The sequence below is a fragment of the Bacteroides faecium genome, from assembly GCF_012113595.1.
Classification (GTDB): Bacteria; Bacteroidota; Bacteroidia; order Bacteroidales; family Bacteroidaceae; genus Bacteroides; species Bacteroides faecium.
This window is the reverse complement of record NZ_CP050831.1, coordinates 6,191,235-6,212,504: the sequence shown is the minus strand read 5'-3', so window position 1 is coordinate 6,212,504 and position 21,270 is coordinate 6,191,235. Positions and strand designations below refer to the sequence as shown.

The window sequence follows — 21,270 nt, the reverse complement described above, 5'->3', positions numbered from 1 at the left end:
AATCTTTTAATATAAAAAACCGAACATCCAGAGAGGTATCTGGTTGCCCCGGCCTATCTCCACTTTGTGCAACGCGTACGTCACATTCGGATTGTTCTTTATCTTTGCTCCTTCCTGGCAAATTTTGAACGGCATTACTTCGTCCACCATAAACGAGTAGTTCTTGTCTCCTTTATGTATCTTATGGTCTTTCCATAAGGAATTTGCAAAGAAAGTGTCCAGTACATCCTGCTCTTCCACTTTCACCGGATAGATGGAATACATCAGGTTGGAGTTGTGCATCATTATCTTTGATGGCTTTTTCGGAAATTCTTCCCCTTTCGGATAAACCAGGTTAATGAGTCGTGCGTCCGCCAAATACTTGATATAATTCATCACCGTGGCGCGGGATGTCTGTATGTCGCTTGCCAGTTGACTCACATTGGGAGCCTTCGGCCCGTCGACAGCGAGCAAATATAGTAATTTTTTTATCTTTGAAAGATATTTCAATTCAATTTGTTTGAGGAGCAGTATATCCACTTCCACCATCATGTTCATCGTTTTCAGCAGATTCTCCGAAAAGTTACGCTTTTCGAGGAAGAACGGGTAAAACCCATGATGCAGGTAATCCTGGAAATAATCCAGCGGACGAACTTTGGAAAGTACTCCTTTGGCTATCTGCTCGTGCGTGCTGAGAATCTCTTCAAGGCTGTAAGCCCGGAATTTCATACCTGTTTGCAGGTTCAGGAATTCACGGAAAGAGAATCCACGCAGGTTATAGCTTTTTGCAATATCACGCAGTTCTAGGTTTTCTTCTTTCAGTCGCATCACGGACGAACCGGTAAAGACAATCTTCAGATTGGGAAAACGGTCGTAGCACATACGCAGTTCTTTGCTCCATTCCGGGTGTTTGAATACTTGGTCGATCAGTAATACCTTTCCACCGCGTTTCTGAAATTCGTTGGCAAAATCCACGATGCTGTGTCCCGAGAAATAGAAGTTGTTCATATTGATGAACAGGCAAGAGCGGTCGTTCCCGAATTTCTCTTTGGCATATTGGAGCAGGAAAGTGGTTTTTCCTACGCCACGTGTCCCTTTGATACCAATCAGGCGGTCGCTCCAGTCAATCTCGTCCATGAGGTCGCGGCGAACGGGGGCATTGGTGTGCTCAACAAGATAGGAGTGCGTGCGATAGAATGATTCCATTTCTGTTCTTTGTTTTTCGGGGGGCAAATATAGTGCTTTTTTTAGGATTTGCAAAGTAGAGATGGCAAAATTGTGCTTTTAATTCTAACTTTCTGTTTATTGTAGCCATTCCTGACTATTTCCTGCATATATTTGCAGAATAAAGTTTTGAATTCATTTGAAATGACTAAGAAGGTTCTTTATATATTCAATCCGGAGCATGATTTGGCGCTTGCCAGTGGTGAAGCGAATTATATGGCTCCGGCTTCCGCCAGACAGATGGCGGCTGAACTAGCTTTGCTTCCGATGTGGTATGCAGAAGAGGGGAGTGCAGTATTGGCTTCTTCCGCTTATAATCTCAATTATCTGAAGCAAATGCAGGAGTTGCTGGATATTCCGGTTCGTTTGATAACGGAGCCGGAACTGGCTTCTGAACCAGATTGGGATATTCATCCTTGGGGCTGGGATGTAGCTTTACGGAAACGGCTTGCAGGGCTGGGAGTAGATGAAACTTTGCTCCCTTCTATGGAGCAGCTAAGCAGTTGGCGGGAATATTCTCATCGTTCTAAAGCTGTCTCATTACTTTCGGAATTACAGTTAAATGAACATTTCTGCGGAGAATCTTATTACTTGGAAACACCGGAAGAATGGAAAGCTTTTGTGGAAGAGCGGGAAGGCTGCCTGTTGAAAGCTCCGCTTTCGGGAAGCGGCAAGGGGTTGAATTGGTGCAAAGGCGTATTTACTCCTTTTATTTCCGGTTGGTGTACACGTGTGGCTGCTTCGCAAGGCGGAGTTATCGCGGAGCCTATATATAATAAGGTAGAAGATTTTGCCATGGAGTTTTATTCCGACGGTGCAGGTGGAGTGACGTTTGCGGGATATTCCCTTTTTCATACCGGAAAGAGCGGAATGTATGAAGGAAACCGTTTGCTTTCTAATGAGGCAATCCGAGAACAACTTTCGCAATATGTCCCTTCGGAGGCTCTGACAGATTTGGAGAACTGTTTGAAATACAAACTTTCTGCATTGGTGGGAACCGTGTATAAAGGTTATCTTGGAGTTGATATGATGATTTGCCGGTTTCCGGAGAATAAAAAAACTGTATTCCGAATTCATCCTTGTGTGGAAATTAATCTGCGCATGAATATGGGAGTCATGACACGTCTTCTGTATGACCATTATGTATATTCTGATTCTACAGGACGTTTCGGGATTGATTACCATCCTTCGGAAGGCGAAGCCTTGAAGGAACATGAACGGCTGTCCGCAACCTTTCCGTTGGAAATCAGGGAAGGGAAAGTGCATTCCGGTTATTTACCTTTGGTGCCTGTTCATAAGAGAAGCTGCTATCGGGCGTGGATACTGGTTACTCCCGATAGTTTATAGTTCCATCTATTCACACCAGCCAGCGGCTGATATTACGTTTCTCCGCACTGAATTCTACTCCAATTTTTATCACTTCACGTCCGTCTGCCTGATATGGTATCAAGTAGCCTTTATCTTCAATCTGCTTTAGTGCCGCTTCTGCCGTATCATGCAGTTTGAACTCGAAGACATAGATATATTTAGGAGTTTTCACTACGGCGTCTGCGCGACCGCGGGCGCTGCGCACTTCCGCATCAGTGAACTGTCCCATAAGTTTGAAGACAATATAGAAAACCACTTGGTAATGGCGTTCTGTTTGCTCGTTCAGTTCGTAGTTGAAGTCGGCAAAGAAGGCTTGCAGGCGGGTGAGGAAAGAATCGTAGTCTCCGTTTTCCAACTCATTGACGAACTTTCCGACGTAAAAGCCTTGATCGTTATTCTTTACTCCGGTATAGAATGGTACCAGAAAATCAATGAAACCGTAACGCACCTCATCGTTGGGAAATTCCAGCAGGTAGTTGCGGAAACGTTCATCATAAGCTTTTATCGTTAGATAGCCACTTTGATAAATCAGCGGAATCGGGTTATTGGAATCTACACGATACTCGGAAAACATGGAAGACGGTGCTTCGATGCCGTCGAGCAAAGTACGCAGGTCATATTCGGTTTCTTGCAGCATCTCGACGAGGAAAGTCGGAGTGCCGGTCTGGAACCAGTAATTGTCGAATACTTTTGATTTCAGGACATTCAGTACACTGAACGGGTTGAAAATGCCTACCGAGTTGATGCAAAAATGATAGCCATCATAGAGACGCGTCATTCGTAGCACTGCTTCATCATAAGAAATGGAATTATTGGCTGCAAGTATCTTTATTTCCGGTTGGAAGGTATCCAGTAATTCTTGAAGAGTGATGCCGCAAAGAGTGCCGTAATCGGGCCATAAGGTGATGTCCTGCAACTGGTTGAGGTCACTGAATACACTTACTTGTGCGAATTTCGTCACTCCCGTGAGGAAGACAAAACGCAGGTAGCGGTCAGCGCTTTTCAATACGCCATAAAAGGCTTTCAGAGTTTTACGATAGTCATCCAGCAGGTTGTCATTACCTAGGGCTTGAAGTAACGGCTTGTCATATTCGTCTACCAAAACCACAACGCTGTTACCTGTTTGCTCGTAGGCACGGCGGATGATGCCGGAGAAGCGGCCGGAAAGAGTGTTTTCATCCATTCCTTTGCCATACTGAATCTCCCATAGGGTAAGTTGACGGCTAAGAATATCATAAAGTCTTTCTGGGGAATCATATTTTTCTGCGTTCAAATCCAGATGTAGCACAGGATGCTTTTCCCATTTCGTTTCCAGCTTTTCGATGGCAAGCCCTTCGAATAGTTCTTTCTTTCCTTCAAAGTAGGCTTCAAAGGTAGATAGGAGAAGACTTTTACCGAAACGGCGTGGACGGCTCAGAAAGTAAGGAGTAGATGTATAAGCTATTTTCCACACAAGTTCTGTCTTATCTACATATAGATAATCACCCTTACGAAGTTTCTCAAAAGTCTGTATCCCAATAGGGAGTTTGCGAAGCAGGTCATTCATTGTTAATCTCCTTTTAGTGGTTCAAAGATAATCATTATTTTCGTAATATTCCGCTTTCAATATGTCAAAGAATGGGTATTATAATTTTGTTTAACTGGAAAATTATCATTTAGCTCATTCTCATGCGAAAATGAGCTAAACTGTGCAGTTCTGAATCATTCGATAGCGGAATACTGCGTAACTTACCTCTTTCTTAATAAATAAAGTATCATAAATGCCACTATAAGATTATTGCTATTCATCGATTTCACCTGATTCTTGAAATGCCGATGAATAAGGTTATAGCGGGTGAAAGCGAGGGGCAAATTAGGTGAAACAGAACATTATCGGTTCCACCTTGTCTTTTCTAAATATCCCTTGAGCTAAAACCAATATCATTATAGCTAATCCGGATATCATTATAGCTAATGAAAATATGCTTATAGCAAATCCATTGTCAGGTATTAATAGATGAGCTGTCAGATATTAATAGCCTAGTTGTCAGGTGTTAATACCTTGGTTCTCATCTATTAATACTTGAATTGGTACATCTATAGATTCAACAGATTGCATCTATATACTCACCGTATTGCATCTATATATTCAGCACAGTGGCTCTATATGTCCAGCAATCGGTATAAATAAATTCAAAAGGTGAAAGCGATAATGGAAGACTTCACCTGGTTCTTCCCTACGCTTTCACCCGCTATCTCCTTATTCATCGATGTTTCAGCTATAAGGTGAAACTGGTGGAACTTATGAATCAAAAGTTCATGTTATACTTATGCAAATCAGTAATTGAAAGCAAAATCTCATTCATTTCCGCACGGTTTTACTCATTACTGTTACAGTTATGGATAAAACGTATGGCTGTATCAAGGTTCTTTCTCCTTTGTGTTACTAATTGAACTTGAACTGTTATTCTTCTTTGATTTTATATACATCTTTACTTGATACTTCTAGTTTCCCTCTTGTATCGCTACGCTTTCATTTCCGAAACGGTCTACGGCCGTAACAGCGAAATGCTTTTTAGTATTCCAAGGCAGGATGGGGGCATAGATATAACTTGTGTCCCTAATATTCTGTGCTACGATATTTTCCGGTCGGCTGGTGTCTACCGGATACTCATTGGAAGCATAAATAACATACATCGGTTTGTTGCGTTCGTCATTATCCGTAGCAGCCTGCCATTTTAATTCAGTGTATCCATTCTCGATATTCGTTATTTTTAGCTCCGACGGAGCCGTAGGCGGAACATTATCCAGCCAGGGCATAGGTGGCTGTAAAGCCGGATATGCATAGAAATTTTCGGCCAATTCATCATAAATACCTTGTGTATTCTCCATAAGATACTTCACCCGGTAGTGTGCTTCACCTGCCAGTTTATGACTGCGGATAAAATTCATCTGACGGTCTATCTCGTCACGTGTCCATTTTCCTTCGTCGGGATGAAGGAAATAAATGCCGAGTCCCGGAATCACCTGCCGTCCGTTGCACTGTTCCTGCCAGTCGAGGGCAAAAGGATAGAAATTGTTTCCTTGGAAATACATCATCGGATATATCTGGTCCATGATACCTTCGCCAAGCCATCCTTGCGGGTCTTGATAAACAGTGAAGAAAGCATTCCATCCACGGGAAGGATAGCGTGAAGTATCCCGGTATTTTCCTACCGGACTGGCACTGAGCTTCACCCACGGCTTCATCGCTTTTACACCTTTATATATATAGCGCACGATTTCCGAAATATTATCCCGCCGCCATTGTTCCAGTGTACGGCCTTTGCCATATCGGCGGAAGTCGTACTTGTCGGGAAAGAGAGGAGCATTCTCCGGATAGCGCAGATAATCGAAATGCACCCCGTCAATATCATAACGGCTTACGACTTCCCGCACCAGTTTCATCAGATACTCTTTGGTTCCCGGATGTCCCGGATTAAGAAAATATTCATTCTTATATGGTACGCAAATGTCTTTCATCCGCTTGGTGACGGACTGGCTGCCGAGAGAAGCAACGTGTTTCCTGTTTCCCAGCGGGATAGTCACCATCCAGGCATGACATTCCATGCCCCGCTTATGACATTCCTCAATGGCAAAAGCGAGCGGGTCATATCCGGGATTTCCGCCGGACTTTCCTGTCAGGATAGAGTTGAAAGGTTCGATAGACGAGGGATATAATACATCCCCGCGTGTACGTGTCTGAAACAGGACGGTATTGAAGTTGGCAGCTTTCAGCTTATCGAGAATATCCACTAGTTCTTCCTTTTGCTTGCGGATACTTTGAGGACTTAGCGCACGTGTACGAGGCCAGTCAAGACCATACAAGGCCGTGAGCCAGGCGGCACGAACCTCATGCTTGGGCTGTGCAGCTACAGAGAGGAAAGGAAACAAAAGTGAAAGAATGAAAATAGATAAGCGCATATTCTTTATTTTTTGTTTTAAATCCCTGCAAAGTTAGTAAAAGTGTCGGTAATGTTGGGCTGTTTCGTGAGATTATGTTACATTTGCCAAGCTAAAAAAACGACACACTATGATAACATTTACTCTATGCCTGCTGGCGCTGATAGTAGGCTATTTTACGTATGGACGCCTGATGGAGCGCGTCTTTGGTCCTGATGACCGTAAAACACCGGTTCTGACCAAGGCTGATGGAGTGGACTATATTCCATTGCCAACCTGGAAGATATTTATGATTCAATTTCTGAATATCGCTGGATTAGGTCCGATATTCGGGGCAATTATGGGAGCTAAATTCGGTAGTTCTTCCTATTTGTGGATTGTATTGGGTAGTATTTTTGCAGGTGCGGTGCACGATTATTTTGCCGGGATGCTTTCATTACGGAATGGCGGAGAGAGCCTGCCGGAGATTATCGGTCGTTATTTGGGGCTTACGACGAAGCAGGTCATGAGAGGATTTACCGTTATCCTGATGATTTTGGTAGGTTCCGTTTTCGTTGCCGGTCCTGCAGGGCTGTTGGCAAAGCTGACACCGGAAAGTCTGGATGCGACATTTTGGATTATCGTTGTGTTTGCTTATTATATTCTGGCTACTTTACTGCCCGTTGATAAAATCATAGGTAAAATCTATCCGTTATTTGCGGTTGCCCTACTGTTTATGGCAGTAGGAATTTTAGTGATGCTTTATGTCAACCATCCTGCTTTGCCGGAATTATGGGACGGACTACAGAATACAAATCCGGAAGCGAGTGAGCTTCCTATTTTCCCGATTATGTTTGTGAGCATTGCCTGTGGTGCAATTTCCGGTTTTCATGCTACGCAGAGTCCGTTAATGGCACGTTGCATGACTTCGGAGCGTCACGGTCGCCCGGTGTTCTACGGCGCGATGATTACCGAAGGTATCGTTGCCCTTATTTGGGCTGCCGCTGCTACTTACTTTTTCCACAAGAATGGAATGGAAGAAAGCAATGCTTCCGTTATTGTGGATGCCATTACAAAAGAATGGTTGGGAACAATCGGTGGAGTGCTTGCTATTTTGGGAGTCATTGCCGCTCCGATAACTTCGGGAGATACGGCTTTCCGTTCCGCCCGCCTGATTGTAGCGGACTTTCTGGGCATGGAACAAAAAAGTATGCGCCGTCGTTTGTACATCTGTATTCCGATGTTCGTGGTAGCTATCGGTTTGCTTTTGTACAGTTTGCGTGATGCGAACGGATTTAATATGATATGGCGTTATTTTGCCTGGGCCAACCAGACTTTGGCTGTGTTTACCCTGTGGGCTATAACAGTTTTCTTGGCGGTATCCAGGAAACCTTATATCATAACTTTGATACCGGCACTGTTTATGACAAGTGTATGTTCAACTTATATATGTATTGCTCCCGAAGGACTGGGACTTTCGCATGCACTCTCCTATGGCATCGGCATAGCGTGTGTAGTGATTGCGGCAGTTTGGTTCTACGTCTGGCTGGGCAAGCAGAAAACAAGAAAATTATCAGAATGAAGAAAATAAAGAAATCAACGGGAGTTGCGTTAGCATTCCTTATTTATGTATCAGTAACGGCAGCTTATTTGTTGCCGCGTAACACGGAAGTTAGCCTGACAGAGAAAGTTCTGACAGTGGGCGTCTCTTATGTCATTGTCTTCCTTCTTTGGTTAGTGCTCCGTAAAAAGGAACAAATGCGCGAACGCCGCAAAAAAGACGAACAATCTATTCACTTAAAAAAGTAAGTTTATGAAGAAATTAGCTTTAGCTCTTTGCTTATTGGCAGTCTCTTTCACTGCACAGGCACAATTTGAGAAAGGAATCACGATTATTAATCCTTCATTGTCAGGATTGGACTTTTCGTATAGTAAAAATGATAAAGCAAAATTTGGTCTTGGCGCACAGGTCGGTACGTTCTTTGCCGAAGGCATTGCCTTGATGGTAAACGCCGGAGCCGACTGGTCGAAACCGGTAGACGAGTACACACTGGGTACGGGGGTACGTTTCTACTTTAACAAAACCGGTATTTATTTAGGTGGCGGACTGGACTGGAACCGTTTCCGTTGGAGTGGCGGCAAGCATCAGACTGACTGGGGATTGGGTATTGAAGCAGGATATGCTTATTTCCTTTCACGCACAGTAACTATCGAGCCTGCCGTTTATTATAAATGGCGTTTCAATGATGGTGATATGTCACGCTTCGGCGTTAAGATAGGATTCGGATTTTACTTGTAAATAAATTGAGATTTAATATATTCCCTCTTAGTAAGTAAAAGCTTATTAAGAGGGATTGATGTCTTGTTTAGTCTTGTTAGTTTATTCTTTTTCTTTTAAGATATAGAAACAACTGGTGCTTGCATAATTCCTTAGATAAGGTATTCTGGAAATCGTATTATTCAATTTATGTGGAGATAACCCGAACTTTGTTTTATAATGTGGATTAATGAACCATAGTTGCCTATTTAGTATTATTAGATCAGTCTTTTTAATTAATCTTTCGAATAATTCTATTGATACCCTCGTCTTTTTGATGGAAAGCAATTCTTTGATACAATCTGTATCCACTCTGAAGGCTTTTAGAAGTAATCGGTATATAAAAGCGGGGAATAAATGAATAAAAGGCAGATAGGAAAATATTCGGTTTCTGCATATTTGTTGGTGACCTCCAAATGGCATTTGCCATGCTGGGAATGACATAAAGACAATGCCTTGTGGTTTCAGATATTTGCTCAGATTAGACAAAAACAGTTCTTTTTTTGTGATATGTTCAAATACATCATGGCAGATAATAATATCAAAATTCGATTCCAATTCCTTTAGCTTAAATATATCTGATGCTATAAATTCACCTTTTGCATGAAGCTCATTAAAAAAGTTTTTTGCGTCTTTGATACGACTTTTAGCCATATCAACCCCGATGGTATTACATCCTATTTCCGAGAAAGGAAGCAAGTTACCTCCATCACCACAACCAATTTCCAACACATTCATTTCTGCTTCTATTGTATGCCAATTTTGGATATAGGGGATAAAGTAGTTTCTACTTGTTATAGATAATTCTTTGAAATATATATTTCTGTTCTTATGACGCTCTTGCATAATAATAGTTTCATATATAAAGAGTGATTCAATTGAAATTACTTACTATAATTATGATAAACTATTCCCTGAAAGACTGCATGGTAATCGTTGTTTTTTTTACCAGGATAAGCGAATACCTATCGGTAATGTCACATTGAATGGCTTTGTAGTCCTAATTGTATTCAACCTACTTCCATTGTCAAAGTAGTATCGTAAATTAGGTTCTGCATAAATTCCGATAGAGGGAGTTATATGATACTGGATGCCTATGCCAAAATCGGCTGACCACTGTAAATGTGGATATAGGCTACTCTTCTTTTGAGATATAATTTGCCCATTTTCTGACGTGATTTCTTCTGAAGTAGCTCTTACAGGTATATCCAAAGTCATTCCTGCGGAAGTGTATAGAGAGAATCTTCGTTGCTTCCATACATTGAAAGAGCCTTTTATTGGGATTCCTATATAATTGATTTTGTGTGTTTTTTCTAAATAAGAATCGCTAATGACAGTGAAGTCAGAACGTAGGTATGTATATTGAATTCCGGTTTCTATGCCCCAATGTTCATTTATATTCTTACGCAACGAAAGCGATAATGTAATAGGAATGTGATGATATGATTTTTCCAGTACTTCCTTGGAATGTCCGGATGAAATATCACCGGGGATTCTTGATTTGTGAGAGTTGATTTGTTTTTCTCCACCTGAATAAGATAAAGCCAACGACCAATTTCTTTTATCGTTGGAAAGTTGTTTTGGAGTATAGGTACTATAAAACTCTTTCCGCTTTTTGGTATCTTGATTTTCTATTATCTGGTGATTAGAGAGTTTAATACTGTCTTTTCCTTTTGCAACACTGTCTTGTAAAATAACCTTTTGTTTAGGTATCTTTCTTACAGATTCAGATTTTGCATACAGAGGAGAAGTAGGTACATGATTTAAAATAGTTTTTATGGAATCTTTTGTTAAGATGCTTTGGACTTCTTGTTTTTTCTCTTTCTGTGTAGTCGCAATACTTTGTTCTGTAGTAACAGTTTTCTTAGATGTATAGAGCCATATTTGTATAAAAATAATAGATGATAATATAAGTAATCCAATCATAATGCGGTATTGGGAGATGAGTTTACGCAATATCTCTTTCGCTCTTGATAATTGCGATGAGGAAGAATGAGGAGCTATATTTAACAATAGACCGATTTCTTTGTGAGACAATCCTTCTAATACAGCTAATTTGAAAACTTTGTTATAGCCTTCCGGAAGTGATTCTATCATTTTGAGCATCGTTTTGTAGGACGGGAAATCATTAGAGGGAAATGTGTCGATGGGAGCTTCATCTTCACCTATCTCTTCTAAAGAGATTGTAGACGCAGAACTGCACTGTTTCAAATATCTTAAAGATATATTTTTCATAATTGTTCCCATCCAGTGCTCTAATTTCTCAGGAGAATGTAGGGATTCTATAGAAGTGAAGATGATAATAAAGCCGTCATGCAGAAGGTCTTGTACAATTTGCCTGTCAGAGACATAATGAAAGCAGATTTTTGTCATCTTATTAGCATAAGTTTGGTAGAGCCAGCTTAAAGCCTGCTTATCTCCTTTTTTACATAACTCTACGAGTTTATTTTGGTTCATGTGTTTTACGTTCTATATGACATTCTATAATAGATATGATGTATAAAAGTCAAAAAGACTGCATGCCTTTTGCTATTTTAACATTCCTCTCCTTTGTCTTTGGTATAAGATGAAGATGAGATACGTTAAAATATAATCAGTTTAAGGATAGTTTATTGATTAGCGTGTTTGGCTAGTTGTTTGTGTCAAGAAGTAAAAGACGCAATTTGGATAAAAGAAGTAAATTGCAAGGCTTTGAACACTCTTTTTTAAAATGGAGAGTACAAATACCTTGCATATATGAGGAGAGATTAAGATACAACGAATCTTAGGAAATAAATTATTTCTATTTCAGTTTTTCTTTCAAAAACTGCCCCGTATAGCTTGCTCCGCAAGCGGCTACCTCTTCGGGAGTACCTACCGCTATTATATTTCCCCCTTTATCTCCGCCTTCTGGCCCGAGGTCAATCACATAATCGGCGCATTTGATAACGTCCATATTGTGCTCAATAATAACAATACTATGTCCCCGACGGATAAGTGCATCGAAAGCATCCAACAATTTACGAATATCATGGAAGTGCAATCCCGTAGTCGGTTCGTCGAAGATAAACATAGTCGGGTCTGCTTTCTCCTGGCTTAGGTAGAATGCCAGTTTCACACGCTGGTTCTCACCACCGGAAAGGGTGGAAGAGGATTGTCCCAGTTTGATGTATCCTAATCCTACGTCCTGTAAGGGAAGCAGCTTCTTTACAATTTTCTTCTGTCCATGTTCATTGAAGAATTCAACAGCTTGGTTCACGGTCATTTCCAGTACATCATAGATGCTTTTATCGTGGAATTTCACTTCCAGCGTGTCGGATTTGAAGCGTTTTCCGTGACAGGATTCACATTCGAGCACTAAGTCTGCCATGAACTGCATTTCTACCGTGATGGTTCCGTCGCCCTTGCACTCTTCGCAACGTCCGCCTTCGCTGTTGAAACTGAAGAATCCGGCTGTGTAACCCATTTGTTTAGCTAAAGGTTGCTCAGACCATAATTTGCGGATTTCGTCATACGCTTTGATATAAGTTACCGGATTGGAGCGCGATGATTTGCCAATCGGATTCTGGTCTACAAATTCCACATTCCGCAGGTCGCGCAGACTGCCGTCGATAGAAGAGAACTCTCCCGGTCGGTCACTACATTCGTCCAATTCACGTTTCAGTGCCCGGAAGAAAATGTCCCTTACTAACGTACTTTTTCCGGAACCGGAAACTCCGGTAACGACCGTCATTACGTTGAGCGGAAAACGGGCATCTACTCCTTTCAGATTATTCTCGCGTGCCCCTTTCAATTCTATATAGTTATTCCACGGACGGCGATGTTCGGGAACAGGAATTTCTTCTTCTCCCAGAAGATAACGCACTGTGTGGCTATTACTTCCCTTTTTCAAGTCTTTCATGTCGCCCTGATAAACGACTTCTCCGCCCAAGCGTCCGGCATTGGGCCCTATGTCGATGATATAATCTGCGGCACGGATGATTTCTTCGTCATGTTCCACGACCACTACCGTGTTGCCTAACTGTTGCAGTTGGCGTAATACATAAATCAATCGGTCTGTATCACGGCTGTGAAGCCCGATACTTGGCTCGTCAAGAATATAAAGACTGCCTACAAGGCTGCTGCCTAGTGATGTTGCCAGATTGATACGCTGGCTTTCTCCACCGGACAGGGAATTACTGAGACGGTTCAAGGTCAGGTATCCCAAACCTACGTCAATCAGAAAGTGGATACGGTTATTGATTTCAATCAAGATACGGCGGGCTACATCGCTGTCGTGCTCGTTGAGTTCCAGTCCGTCAAAGAACTGCTTTAATTCTGTGATAGGTAAATCTACCAGTTCGGAGATATTCTTTCCGCCTACCCGTACATATCCGGCTTCCGGTTTCAGGCGTGTGCCGTGACATTTCGGACAAAGCGTCTTTCCCCGGTAACGGGCGAGCATCACACGATACTGGATTTTATATTGATTCTCTTCCAGCATCTTGAAGAAATCGTTGATGCCGTGGAAGTATTCGTTGCCTTCCCAAAGTAGTCGGCGTTGTGCATCCGTCAACTCATAATAAGGAGTGAATATCGGGAAATCAAACTTGTCCGCGTTGTGGATCAATTCTTCTTTCCATTCTCCCATCTTCTCGCCACGCCAGCATACAATAGCCCCTTCATAAACTGATAAAGAACGGTTCGGCACAACCAGATGTTCGTCTATGCCGATAACCTTACCGAAGCCTTCGCAGCTAGGACAGGCACCGATAGGAGAGTTGAACGAGAACATCTGGTCGTTCGGTTCTTCAAAGACGATGCCATCCGCTTCGAATTTCGTGCTGAAAGTGTGTAGCTTCGTTGTTCCGTCCGAAAGATAGAAACGCAACATACAGGTTCCGTCACCTTCATACATGGCTGTTTCGGCAGAGTCGGTCAACCGGCTCATGGCATCCTTGGTGTTGGCTACCGCCATACGGTCTACCAGCAGATAGACTTCATCACCTGCCACGAGCGTATATTCATCTATACGTTTCATTTCACCGTTCACTTCGATACGGTTGAAACCCTGTTTCAAGTCTATTTCCAACTGTTGTTGCAGGGTGCGGTCTTCACGCAGGCGGATCGGTGTCAGCACCGTATATCTTGTACCTTCCGGATACGAGAGCATACAGTTGACAATATCTTCCGTCGAATGTTTTTTTACTTCCTGTCCGCTGACGGGGCTGTATGTTTTCCCCACGCGGGAATAAAGCAGGCGGAGATATTCGTAAATCTCGGTCGAAGTCCCCACCGTAGAACGCGGATTGCGGCTATTCACTTTCTGTTCGATGGCAATGGCGGGTGGAATGCCTTTGATAAAGTCACATTCCGGCTTGCTCATTCGTCCCAGAAACTGGCGCGCATAGCTGCTCAAACTTTCTACATAGCGGCGTTGTCCCTCTGCATAGAGGGTATCAAAAGCGAGGGAAGATTTGCCGGAACCCGATAATCCGGTGATTACAACAAGTTTGTTGCGTGGTATATCTACATCGATGTTTTTTAGGTTGTTTACTCGTGCACCTTTTATCGAAATATAGTTATTTTCTGACATAAAATACTCCTTGTTTTATGGTAGTCGGCAAAGTTAGCGAATTTATCGGGAGTTTGTATTATCTTTGCGTCACATTATTACGATTTAAGAATATTATGAAGCTGAAAAACTATCTTTTACTTTTAGCTCTTCTTCTTGCGGTAGGAGTGAGGGCGCAGGTGCCAACCGGCAATAAATATCCCAAACGTGAATTTCGTGCAGCATGGATACAGGCTGTCAACGGGCAGTTCCGCGGTATTCCTACCGAACGGCTGAAACAGACGTTGATTAGCCAGTTGAACTCTCTTCAGGGAGCCGGCATTAATGCGATTATCTTCCAGGTACGTCCCGAAGCGGATGCACTGTACGCTTCACAACATGAACCCTGGAGTCGCTTCCTGACCGGTACGCAAGGGCAGATCCCTTCTCCTATGTGGGATCCGATGCAGTTTATGATTGAAGAGTGCCAAAAAAGAAATATGGAGTTTCATGCCTGGATTAATCCTTATCGTGTGAAGACTTCGTTGAAGAATCAGTTGGCTCCGGAACATATTTACCATCAGCATCCTGAATGGTTCGTTACTTATGGCGATCAGGTATATTTCGACCCGGCACTTCCTGAAAGCCGGGAATATATTTGTAAAATTGTGACTGATATCGTGTCCCGTTATGATGTGGATGCGATTCATATGGATGATTATTTCTATCCTTATCCTGTGAAAGGACTGGATTTCCCGGATGATGCGAGCTTTGCCCGTTATGGCGGTGGCTTTACGAATAAGGCGGACTGGCGTCGTAGTAATGTCAATGTGTTGATAAAGAAGCTTCACGAGACTATCCGTGGAATAAAGCCGTGGGTGAAGTTCGGTATCAGCCCGTTTGGTATTTATCGTAATCAGAAGAGCGATCCGTTGGGAAGTAATACGAATGGTTTGCAGAATTACGATGACTTGTATGCCGATGTCCTGCTTTGGGCACGTGAAGGATGGATTGACTATAATATTCCGCAGATATATTGGGAAATCGGTCATAAGGCAGCCGATTATGAGACATTGGTGAAATGGTGGGCTACCCACTCGGAAAACCGTCCGTTGTTTATCGGCCAGTCTGTGCCGAACACTATTCAGCATGCCGATCCGCAGAATCCTTCCATCAATCAGCTTCCACGGAAGATGGCCTTGCAGCGTGCTTATCAGACGATTGGCGGTAGTTGCCAATGGTATGCGTCGGCAGTTGTCGAAAATCAGGGAAGATACCGTGACGCTTTAGTTAGCGAATATCATAAATATCCCGCTTTGATTCCTGTTTTTGACTTTATGGATGACAAGGCTCCGGGCAAAGTGCGCAAGATGAAAAAGGTATGGACGGAAGATGGTTATGTGCTTTTCTGGACTGCCCCGAAGGCGGAAACGGAAATGGATAAAGCGGTTCAATATGTAGTTTACCGCTTTAGCGGAAAAGAAAAGGTGAATCTCGACGATCCTTCACATATTGTAGATATCACCCGCAATTCTTTTTACAAGCTCCCATACGAAACAGGAAAAACAAAACACCGCTATGTAGTAACGGCTTTGGACCGTCTTCATAATGAATCGAAGTCTGTAAGTAAGAAAGTGAAATTATAGCGTAAATAAAGAACTATAGATAAAGGATGAAGATTTTTGCTGCATGGCACATCTTCATCCTTTATTTTTTTAATAGAGCAGCAATCCTGCAATGCCGCAGGCGATAATCATCAGAATCGGGTTTGCTTTATATTTTCTCGTTCCGATAAAAGCAATCAGGAATATAATGACGCTGATAACAAATGAATAAGTATCTTCCGTAGGCGAACCGAAATTCTCTACATTCATTAATACCAGTGCGGCAGAAGCCAGCAGTCCTACGACTGCTGGTCGTAACCCGCTGAAGATAGATTCTACTACCGGATGTTTCTGATATTTCAGAAAGAATTTGCTGATAGTCAGCATTAAGATAAAAGAGGGGAGAACTACTGCGAAAGTAGCAATGATGGATCCCCAAACACTGCCTGTCGAAGTAAATCCTACATAAGTTGCCGCATTGATACCTATCGGTCCCGGTGTCATCTGGCTGATTGCGACAATATCCGTGAACTCCTGCGAACTTACCCATCCATAGCGGGTCACCACCTCGCCTTGAATCATGGAAAGCATGGCATAACCGCCACCGAAGCCGAAAAGCCCAATCTTGAAAAATGTATAGAATAACTGTAGGTAAATCATATGATTAATAATTTATATAATAATTTTAAGCACGGATTACACGGATTTCACGGTTTTTAGAATTATGAATCTGTAAAACAACAGCATTAATCCGTGTAACCCGTGCCTTCTCAACTCTCAATTCTCAACTTCTTTAATTTTCCCCATAAGAACCCGCCTACACCCGCAGCAATGATAATCCAAATCGGTGAGAAGCCCAGCAGCCAAATTAGCAGTGCTGAAACAACAGGAATCCACAAGTTATAGCGGTTGATTTTCGCCGACCGTCCCATTGTAAAAGTCGGTGCAGCGATGAGTGCCACTACTGCCGGGCGAATCCCTTTGAAGATACGCTCCACTATCGGATTATCCTTAAAGCTATGGAAGAACAGAGCGATAGCCAATATAATAATGAAAGACGGCAGAATTGTTCCCAATGCCGTGATGATGCTTCCCCGGATGCCGCGCAACTTATATCCAATAAAGATGGAAATATTAACAGCCAGTATGCCGGGAGCAGATTGGGAGATAGCCAGCAAGTCGATAAAGTCTTCTTGTGCTATCCATTTCCGCTTGGTCACAATTTCGTTTTCGATTAGCGGCACCATTGCATACCCGCCGCCAATGGTAAAGGCGCCTATTTTAAAAAAGATTCCAAATGCTTCGAGATAAATGTTCATTCTTCTTTTTCTCCTTCTTCCTTATTTACTGCTTTTTTCTCTTTGAAGTATTGACTGGGACTTACGTTGTAATGCTTCTTAAATACTTCGCGGAAGTATTTGGCATCACTGAACCCTGTCATCTCCGCTATTTCTGTTATGCTATGTGCGTCTTCTTTCAGCAACTGTATGGCACGTTTCAGGCGAATCAGCCGGATATAATCTCCCGGTGCCTGGTCGGTCAGTGCTCTTAGTTTGTTGTAGAAACTGGTGCGGCTCATGCCCATCAGACTGCAGAGCACGTCTACTGTGAGAGCCGGATTATCTATGTTATCTTCCACGTTCTTCTTCACGCTTGCGATAAATTTCCAGTCAATATCCTGTGAGCAGTTAATACAATCTTCATCGTTCTCTTCGTCTTCCAAGTCCAGACTCGCATACTTGCTGCGCAGGAGCGCGCGGTTAGCCAGCAGATTGGAGATATTTGCTTTTAAGATACCGATGTTGAACGGTTTCACCACATACTCGTCCGCGCCGGTGTTCAGTCCCGAGAGAATATCTTTCTCGTTGTTGAGGGCTGTCAACAGGATAACAGGGATATGTGATGTTTCGATATTGTTCTTGATAACCTTGCATAATTCGTCCCCTCGCATTTCCGGCATCATAATGTCGGAGATAACCAATTCCGGTTTGTATTCGGGAATAATAGTCAATGCTTCCTTTCCGTTGGAACAAACCTGGATGGTATAGTCTCCGGATAATGTCTGCGACAAGTAATTACGCAACTCGTCATTATCTTCCACGATTAGGATTCGCTGGTGTTCTGCATTTTCTTTCTTTTGTGCAGTTTCGTAAATCTCAGGTGATGGAGCCGCGTCATCGTTGAGGCTTTTGATTTCCTGGCGTTGCTTGCTTGGAGCCGCCAAATGCGCTTTCCGATAAAGCTTGCTGTCTTTTGGGAAAGTGATTTTAATCACTGAACCCTGATTCTCCACGCTCGACAGATTAATCTTTCCTTTGTGCAACCGGACTAATTTCCATACGAGCATCAGTCCGATACCGCTGCCGGTCACTTTGGAATTGATAGCGTTGCTGCCGCGGAAATGAAGTTTGAACAGCTTGTTTTGTTCACTGGCCGGAATACCGATACCTGTATCTCTCACTTCCACGCTCCATGAATCGGATGTTTCCGAAACGAAAATCTGTACGTTCCCATTTTCCGGTGTATATTTCAACGCATTTGAAATGATGTTCTTGAAGATAGACTCCATCTTCTCCTTGTCAAACCACACATTCATGTACCTGAAATTACTTTCATAGGTGAAGTTGATGTGTTTGATATTGGCATACTGCTGGAATGCGTTGAATATTTCATTCATAAACGTGTTGAGTTCATGTTCCGAAATGTATAGTTCGGAAGAATATACGTCCGCCCGTTCAAAGTTGATAAGATTGGTCGTGAGGCGTAGCAGGGCATTCACGTTGCGTAAAGCCGTATTCATATTCGAAATGCCTTCTTTGCTTAACGCTTCTTTTTCACGAAGCTCTTCCAAAGGCGCTTTGATTAACGTCAATGGAGTACGGATGTCATGTGCGGTATTGATAAAGAAGTGTATTTTCTCATCGGAGACTTTACGCTGTTTTCTTAAAATAAGAATACGCAGCAGAATGGCGGCAATGAGGACAATTATGCCTGCATATAATAGCATCGCCCAGAATGTCAGCCAGAAGGGCTGGGCAATGATAATATCCAGACTTCTCTCTTCAAGTACGACCCGTTTGTCTTCGTTAGAGATTGCACGCACTTTCAGCGTGTATGTGCCCGGTGCAAGATTAGTGTAGCGGATTGTATTTTCGCTGCTGGGCTTACTCCATTCTTTGTAGAACCCTTCCAGTTTCCAGGAATAAATAACGTTGGAAGGATAATCGTAGTTGATGGAAGAAACCTGCAAGGAGAAAATATTCTGATTGTATTCCAATTCCAATACTTTGGTATCGTTGATGCTTTCTTTCAGTGGCGAACTCTTGTCGCCCGGATAAATGGTCTGATAGAAAAGTTTGAAATCACTGAAAATCATCTTGGACGAATAGCTTCTGGGCAGCTTCATATCTTTATGAAACTCGATTGCCCCGTCGGAACTGCCGAAGACAAAGTTATTGTTTCTGCGTAATACGCCCGACAGCGCATTGAAGTGTGTAGTCATCAATCCCATATCTTCCGTCCAGTTATGGAATTTCTTTTCTTGCGGATAGAAACTCGTTAATCCGCTTTCCGTGCCCATCAGTATTTCTTTATCCTCATCCGATAATATGGTATAGATATTATTGGATATCAAAGCACAGTTCTCCGAATAGTAATGAGTGAACAGCTTTTTATTAAAATCGTAGATTAAGAGCCCCGACCCACTTGTACCTATATATAATGAACCGTTCTTTGCTTGATACAGAGAGTAGATATAGGTTGATTCTACCGGCAGCTTGATGCGTTCCCATTTTCCGGATTCTTTGTCCAGCAGGTATAACCCCGTGGCACTGCCTATCCACATGCTTTTATCATCTTTCTCGACAATGGCGGTAATGGAATTCAAACCGGGGTAAAACCGTACGTCCTGTGTTTGCAGGCGGATACGTTTGAGGTTGTAAAATCCACCGGACCATATGTATCCTTGTGAATCCATGCGGATATCCCGTATATACTTGTCCGGGCGCATGCTGGTTTGAGTATATAACGGCGGCATGAAATAGCTGACTGTGAATGACTTTTTGTCTATCTGGTAAGCGCCGGAAGAATAACCGCCTGCCCAAATCGTTCCGGGAGCCACCTCGCAAAGAGTGAGGAATATATGGCTCTTGTTTTTTTGCGACTTCTCGAATGAACTGAGTACCGAACGCCACTGTCCGGTCTTTGAATTGAAGAAACTGATGCCATTGTTCGTGGCAAACCATAAATCTCCGTCGCTGTCTTCAATGATTGCATTCACTTGGTCGTTGATTAAGGACTGCTTGTTGCCTATGGAGTGCTTTATCCACTTATAGCTGGAGTAGCGGTTGTTCTGCACAGTTACTCCGATGGGGTAATTTGCCAGCCAAATCCGTTCTTCATCATCCACATAAATGTCATTGATACTGTTACCGTTCATGCCATTATTGCTGTTGTAGTCTGTGATGATAAAAGGCTCCAACTGGTAAGTTTCGGCATTCATCTTGTGTACGCCGCCGCCATCCGTAGCTATCAGCAATTCTTTGTCGTTCAGTGGCTTGATTTTGTTGATAGTGATATCCATCAAGTTGTTTTCCGGCTGTACGACAGACTTGATGCTCATGTCGTAGACAAAGATACCCCGCAGGAAGGTCCCGATGAATAGCTTGCCTATCTTTCTGTCGAAATGCAAATCGCTGACCTGAAACTTCACATTCTCCATCTTGTCGCAATTGATAAGTTCCAGGGTGTCATTTTTCAGCTCGGCATAGTGTATCCCCATTTCCGTGCCAATAAAGTAATGTGATTCATCTATCTGCTCAATGTCAGTGATTTCTTCTTTTATTTCATTCTTGATAGGACATACTTGGGAAGTTGCCGTGTTATAAAGGAAGATGGTTTCTTCATTGCATAGCCATATGTGATTGTTTTGGTCCAGCCATGCAAAGCTGACCGGAGCAGGCAGGTCGCGAAAGTTCTCTATCGGTAACTTGTAGACAAGTTCGAAACGGTCATGCACCTGGTCATACCGGAACACCTTGCCTTTCTTGCCGATTTCCCACAGGACTCCATTCCGGTCGATGTACAGCCAGTTGAGGTTTAATAGAGAGTTCACTTCTGTGTCACCATCCATTAACTTATATCGCTTGAAATCTTTTCCGTTGTATCTATCAATACCTTCGTGCGTGAGGAACCACATATAGCCGGTTCTATCTTTTTGAATACAATAAACTCGCCTGTTGCTCAACCCATCTTCCACTCCTAGATATTGATACGTCTGAGCGACACAGGTTAAAGGAAACAATAATAATAGAAAAATCCACTTTTTCATACAAATAGGACTTTTAAGGGTTATTGAATCTTATTTT

General features: G+C 42.7%; 14 protein-coding genes. 5 read left to right on the top strand and 9 right to left on the bottom strand.

Annotated features, from left to right (window positions below; translation table 11 throughout):
• Positions 1–6: 6 nt before the first annotated feature.
• Positions 7–1,185 (bottom strand): ATP-binding protein, encoded by a 1,179-nt coding sequence (locus BacF7301_RS23615; RefSeq protein ID WP_167966665.1) that lies wholly within the window; start codon positions 1,183–1,185, stop codon positions 7–9.
• Between the two features lie 162 nt (positions 1,186–1,347).
• Between BacF7301_RS23615 and BacF7301_RS23610 the strand changes: the two genes are divergently transcribed.
• The gene (locus tag BacF7301_RS23610) at positions 1,348–2,550 is read left to right on the top strand and encodes a hypothetical protein (protein ID WP_167966664.1); all 1,203 of its coding nucleotides are present in this window, start codon (positions 1,348–1,350) and stop codon (positions 2,548–2,550) included.
• A gap of 10 nt (positions 2,551–2,560) precedes the next feature.
• Here the strand turns inward: BacF7301_RS23610 and BacF7301_RS23605 are convergent, their stop codons facing one another.
• Entirely contained in the window at positions 2,561–4,117 is a 1,557-nt protein-coding gene (locus BacF7301_RS23605; protein ID WP_167966663.1) for an ATP-binding protein, read from the bottom strand.
• Positions 4,118–5,055: 938 nt separating this feature from the next.
• Positions 5,056–6,513 (bottom strand): glycoside hydrolase family 10-like protein, encoded by a 1,458-nt coding sequence (locus tag BacF7301_RS23600; RefSeq protein WP_167966662.1) that lies wholly within the window; start codon positions 6,511–6,513, stop codon positions 5,056–5,058.
• 109 nt (positions 6,514–6,622) lie between these two features.
• On the opposite strand from BacF7301_RS23600, the gene BacF7301_RS23595 reads away from it, so the two are divergent.
• The 3 genes from BacF7301_RS23595 to BacF7301_RS23585 are packed head-to-tail and all read left to right on the top strand — an operon-like array spanning position 6,623 to position 8,770.
• Complete coding sequence (locus BacF7301_RS23595; protein ID WP_167966661.1) at positions 6,623–8,053, top strand: carbon starvation CstA family protein; 1,431 nt, start codon at positions 6,623–6,625, stop codon at positions 8,051–8,053.
• Positions 8,050–8,280, top strand: coding sequence for a hypothetical protein (locus tag BacF7301_RS23590; RefSeq protein WP_167966660.1), 231 nt, complete (start codon positions 8,050–8,052; stop codon positions 8,278–8,280). Before BacF7301_RS23595 ends, BacF7301_RS23590 begins: the two co-directional genes overlap by 4 nt.
• Positions 8,281–8,284: 4 nt before the next feature.
• Complete coding sequence (locus BacF7301_RS23585; RefSeq protein ID WP_167966659.1) at positions 8,285–8,770, top strand: outer membrane beta-barrel protein; 486 nt, start codon at positions 8,285–8,287, stop codon at positions 8,768–8,770.
• Between the two features lie 81 nt (positions 8,771–8,851).
• On the opposite strand, the gene BacF7301_RS23580 is transcribed toward BacF7301_RS23585, so the two are convergent.
• From BacF7301_RS23580 to uvrA, 3 genes are all read right to left on the bottom strand, one after another.
• Positions 8,852–9,634, bottom strand: coding sequence for a class I SAM-dependent methyltransferase (locus BacF7301_RS23580; protein WP_167966658.1), 783 nt, complete (start codon positions 9,632–9,634; stop codon positions 8,852–8,854).
• 99 nt (positions 9,635–9,733) lie between these two features.
• A complete protein-coding gene (locus BacF7301_RS23575; RefSeq protein WP_167966657.1) occupies positions 9,734–11,245 on the bottom strand; it encodes a sigma-70 family RNA polymerase sigma factor in 1,512 nt (503 codons plus the stop codon).
• 325 nt (positions 11,246–11,570) lie between these two features.
• Positions 11,571–14,342: an excinuclease ABC subunit UvrA gene (uvrA, locus tag BacF7301_RS23570; protein ID WP_167966656.1), complete on the bottom strand. Its 2,772-nt coding sequence runs from the start codon at positions 14,340–14,342 to the stop codon at positions 11,571–11,573.
• A 17-nt stretch (positions 14,343–14,359) separates the two neighbouring features.
• Between uvrA and BacF7301_RS23565 the strand changes: the two genes are divergently transcribed.
• Entirely contained in the window at positions 14,360–15,946 is a 1,587-nt protein-coding gene (locus tag BacF7301_RS23565) for a glycoside hydrolase family 10-like protein (protein WP_209319476.1), read from the top strand.
• Positions 15,947–16,015: 69 nt separating this feature from the next.
• Here BacF7301_RS23565 and BacF7301_RS23560 read toward each other — a convergent pair whose 3' ends face one another.
• The 3 genes from BacF7301_RS23560 to BacF7301_RS23550 all read right to left on the bottom strand — a co-directional run bounded on the left by BacF7301_RS23560 (position 16,016) and on the right by BacF7301_RS23550 (position 21,233).
• Positions 16,016–16,564: a chromate transporter gene (locus BacF7301_RS23560; protein ID WP_167966655.1), complete on the bottom strand. Its 549-nt coding sequence runs from the start codon at positions 16,562–16,564 to the stop codon at positions 16,016–16,018.
• A 110-nt stretch (positions 16,565–16,674) separates the two neighbouring features.
• Positions 16,675–17,223: a chromate transporter gene (locus BacF7301_RS23555; protein WP_167966654.1), complete on the bottom strand. Its 549-nt coding sequence runs from the start codon at positions 17,221–17,223 to the stop codon at positions 16,675–16,677.
• Positions 17,220–21,233, bottom strand: coding sequence for a hybrid sensor histidine kinase/response regulator transcription factor (locus tag BacF7301_RS23550; protein WP_167966653.1), 4,014 nt, complete (start codon positions 21,231–21,233; stop codon positions 17,220–17,222). The genes BacF7301_RS23555 and BacF7301_RS23550 overlap by 4 nt, the downstream gene beginning before the upstream one ends.
• Between the last annotated feature and the right edge of the window lie 37 nt (positions 21,234–21,270).

Coding starts and splice junctions, on each gene's coding strand:
- BacF7301_RS23615 (WP_167966665.1), bottom strand. CDS start 1,185: ATGGAATCATTCTATCGCACGCACTCCTATCTTGTTGAGCACACCAAT.
- BacF7301_RS23610 (WP_167966664.1), top strand. CDS start 1,348: ATGACTAAGAAGGTTCTTTATATATTCAATCCGGAGCATGATTTGGCG.
- BacF7301_RS23605 (WP_167966663.1), bottom strand. CDS start 4,117: ATGAATGACCTGCTTCGCAAACTCCCTATTGGGATACAGACTTTTGAG.
- BacF7301_RS23600 (WP_167966662.1), bottom strand. CDS start 6,513: ATGCGCTTATCTATTTTCATTCTTTCACTTTTGTTTCCTTTCCTCTCT.
- BacF7301_RS23595 (WP_167966661.1), top strand. CDS start 6,623: ATGATAACATTTACTCTATGCCTGCTGGCGCTGATAGTAGGCTATTTT.
- BacF7301_RS23590 (WP_167966660.1), top strand. CDS start 8,050: ATGAAGAAAATAAAGAAATCAACGGGAGTTGCGTTAGCATTCCTTATT.
- BacF7301_RS23585 (WP_167966659.1), top strand. CDS start 8,285: ATGAAGAAATTAGCTTTAGCTCTTTGCTTATTGGCAGTCTCTTTCACT.
- BacF7301_RS23580 (WP_167966658.1), bottom strand. CDS start 9,634: ATGCAAGAGCGTCATAAGAACAGAAATATATATTTCAAAGAATTATCT.
- BacF7301_RS23575 (WP_167966657.1), bottom strand. CDS start 11,245: ATGAACCAAAATAAACTCGTAGAGTTATGTAAAAAAGGAGATAAGCAG.
- uvrA (WP_167966656.1), bottom strand. CDS start 14,342: ATGTCAGAAAATAACTATATTTCGATAAAAGGTGCACGAGTAAACAAC.
- BacF7301_RS23565 (WP_209319476.1), top strand. CDS start 14,360: ATGGTAGTCGGCAAAGTTAGCGAATTTATCGGGAGTTTGTATTATCTT.
- BacF7301_RS23560 (WP_167966655.1), bottom strand. CDS start 16,564: ATGATTTACCTACAGTTATTCTATACATTTTTCAAGATTGGGCTTTTC.
- BacF7301_RS23555 (WP_167966654.1), bottom strand. CDS start 17,223: ATGAACATTTATCTCGAAGCATTTGGAATCTTTTTTAAAATAGGCGCC.
- BacF7301_RS23550 (WP_167966653.1), bottom strand. CDS start 21,233: ATGAAAAAGTGGATTTTTCTATTATTATTGTTTCCTTTAACCTGTGTC.